We start from the raw sequence: 2,606 nt of genomic DNA on the forward strand, positions 1-2,606 counted from the left end.
GTCGGTATCATCGGACTGGTCGAAAATGCCGTCGACGGTCATGCCCAGCGTCCCGGTGATATCGTCACTTCGATGTCGGGCCAGACCATCGAGGTGCTCAATACCGATGCCGAGGGCCGCCTCGTGCTGGCCGATGCGTTGTGGTACTGCAACGACCGCTTCCAGCCGAAATTCATGGTCAATCTGGCGACGCTGACCGGCGCCATCATGGTGGCGCTCGGCCAACATTATGCCGGCCTGTTTTCCAACAATGACGAGCTGGCCGAAAAGTTGTCGGCGGCGGGGCAGGCGACGCAGGAACGGCTGTGGCGCATGCCGCTCGGTGCCGAATACGACAAGCTCATCGATTCCAAGAACGCCGACATGAAGAACATCGGCGGCCGTTTTGGCGGCGCCACCATTGCGGCGCAGTTTCTGCAGCGCTTCGTCAAGGATACGCCATGGGCTCATCTCGACATTGCCGGCACGGCGATGGGGGCGCCGTCGAACGAGATCAACCAGTCCTGGGGTTCCGGTTTCGGCGTCAGGCTGCTCGACCGGCTGGTGCGCGATAATTATGAGCAGTGAACGGGTTCAATCACTATAGGCTGAAGCGATGGCCGACGTCCTGTTCTACCACCTGACCGAATCGACGCTGGAGGATGCGCTGCCAGGCCTCCTGGAGCGCAGCGTCGACCGTGGCTGGCGCGCCGTGGTGCAGACAGGCACCGAGGAACGCCGCGATGCGCTCGACCAGCATCTGTGGACCTTCCGCGACGATTCGTTCCTGGCGCACGCAACCGATCGTGAGGCTCATCCCGGTGAACAGCCGATTCTGTTGACCACCGGCGACGGCAATCCCAACGACGCCAAGATTAGGTTCCTGGTCGACGGTGCGGTGCCGCCTGACCTTGGTGGCTACGAGCGCGCGGTGTTCCTGTTCGATGGCCACGATGCCGCCCAGCTCGAGGCGGCGCGAGGGCACTGGAAGGTGATGAAGAGCGCTGGCCACGCCGTCACCTACTGGCAACAGACGCCAGATCGCCGCTGGGAGCGCAAGGCTTAAGGCAGGTCGCCTGAACGTTCAGGCGACATGCTTGACCAGTGGCGTGTCACGACAATATCTACTGCTTTGCCTCGATCCGGTTATCTACTGCTTTGCCTTGATCCGGTTCATTTTCGTTGTGACGTAGTCGCCGTATTTCAATTTCATTGACTCGTCCGACCGGTTTCGATGCGGGCTCTTGAAAACGTACCATTCGCCATCAGGCGATTTACGCTTGTAGATAACCTTGCCCACTTGGCGATGCTCGAAGCAGGTCATCGAGCCCTTCACACCCCAGGAGCCATGCCATTGCGCGCGGTAGCAGAGCTTGCCGCCGCCGGGAATGAACCACATGCCGTCGCCATAGCCCGACTTGCCCTTGTCGTGAGTCCAGGCATCGAACTGCCTCTGCTTGACGGCAAAGAACCCGGCGCCCTTCTTGCCCCACAGCCACGAATGGTTCTGATAAATCTGGTAGACGCCTTCGTCAGGAACGACCGTGGCTTTTTGCGCCTGCTCGGCGATCCTTGTCGCCGTCTTGGCCGTCGCAGGAACCTGAAAGGCAAGAACAAGAACGGAGCAGGCGAATGCCGCTCCGAGATAATTTCCCACTACCCGTTTCACGAAACTTCTCCACAGATTGATTTACGCCACGCCTCAACCCTCATCCCGAACCGCTGGTTCGAGATGGATCATCATCAAACAAGGAGATTGGAAATCGATCCCGATCGCGTCGGGATCGATCAGCACGATGCGTCTACGGCAGGACGTGCTGGGTCACCCTCCAGTCGGGCAGACCATAGCCACCCAGCCACGGCCACACTTCCTTCTGGTTGAAGTAGACGACCGAAGTCAGCGCCGGGAACTCCGCGTAGGATTTGCGGGAATCTTCCTGCCATTTCGAGACATAGTCCTGCTGTCCGACATAGCCGAGTTCCGCAACGACGATCGGCTTGTTGAACACTGCAACGCGGTCATAGCCGGGCTTCAGCAGCTCAGCGAAGGTACGGTCATGACCGGCCTCGTCATTGTCCTTTTTCTGCAGACCGAACACCGACAGGCCGATGACGTCGACATAGTCGTCGCCGGGGTAGTATTTTTCCAGACCCTCTTCGCCCTTGGGCGACCACATATACTTGGCGGCGGGGGCAGCCTTGCGGCAGATATCGACCTCGCGCTTGTAAGCGGAGATCCAGTCCTTGGGAGCCCAGTTGGCCCAAGTGAAGCGGCCGTTCTTGTCTTCCATTTCCTGAGCCCAGCGAATGGTCACCGGGCTCTTCATCTGTCCCACCAGGCCGCAGATTGCCTGCATGTTGGCGTCATATTTGCCGCTCAAAATGCCGTCGCGCAATTCGGGCGGGGTGATGCGCCAGTCCTTCGACCAGGTCCACGGCTCAACCGTAATCAGCAGCGAACGTCCGCGTTGCAGCGCATAGGCGTCGGCAAGCGGCAGCGTCGACAGGTCGACGTCTTCCCAAGGCAGGAACAGCTCTTCGATGCTGGCACTCTTGTCGGCGCTGAAGTCGCCGTAGGGATCATAGGATCCGAACGCCGAGGCGGCGCTGCTCGTTTGGACGGGGTC

3 protein-coding genes and 1 pseudogene are annotated in these 2,606 nt (G+C 60.0%); 2 read left to right on the forward strand and 2 right to left on the reverse strand.

Annotated elements, in window-relative coordinates; translation table 11 throughout:
- Together EN750_RS28480 and EN750_RS28485 are read left to right on the forward strand one after the other, a co-directional pair.
- Positions 1-567: pseudogene (locus EN750_RS28480) on the forward strand (leucyl aminopeptidase); the annotation flags it as partial.
- Positions 568-595: 28 nt separating this feature from the next.
- Positions 596-1,045, forward strand: coding sequence for a DNA polymerase III subunit chi (locus tag EN750_RS28485; RefSeq protein ID WP_023813773.1), 450 nt, complete (start codon positions 596-598; stop codon positions 1,043-1,045).
- Positions 1,046-1,129: 84 nt separating this feature from the next.
- On the opposite strand, the gene EN750_RS28490 is transcribed toward EN750_RS28485, so the two are convergent.
- Both EN750_RS28490 and EN750_RS28495 read right to left on the reverse strand, forming a co-directional pair.
- Complete coding sequence (locus EN750_RS28490; RefSeq protein WP_127319803.1) at positions 1,130-1,648, reverse strand: DUF995 domain-containing protein; 519 nt, start codon at positions 1,646-1,648, stop codon at positions 1,130-1,132.
- A gap of 133 nt (positions 1,649-1,781) precedes the next feature.
- Positions 1,782-2,606 (reverse strand): glycoside hydrolase family 26 protein (locus EN750_RS28495; protein WP_127398739.1); only part of this gene is annotated, 825 nt, incomplete at its 5' end.

The sequence above is a fragment of the Mesorhizobium sp. M7A.F.Ca.ET.027.03.2.1 genome, from assembly GCF_003999175.1.
Classification (GTDB): domain Bacteria; phylum Pseudomonadota; class Alphaproteobacteria; order Rhizobiales; family Rhizobiaceae; genus Mesorhizobium.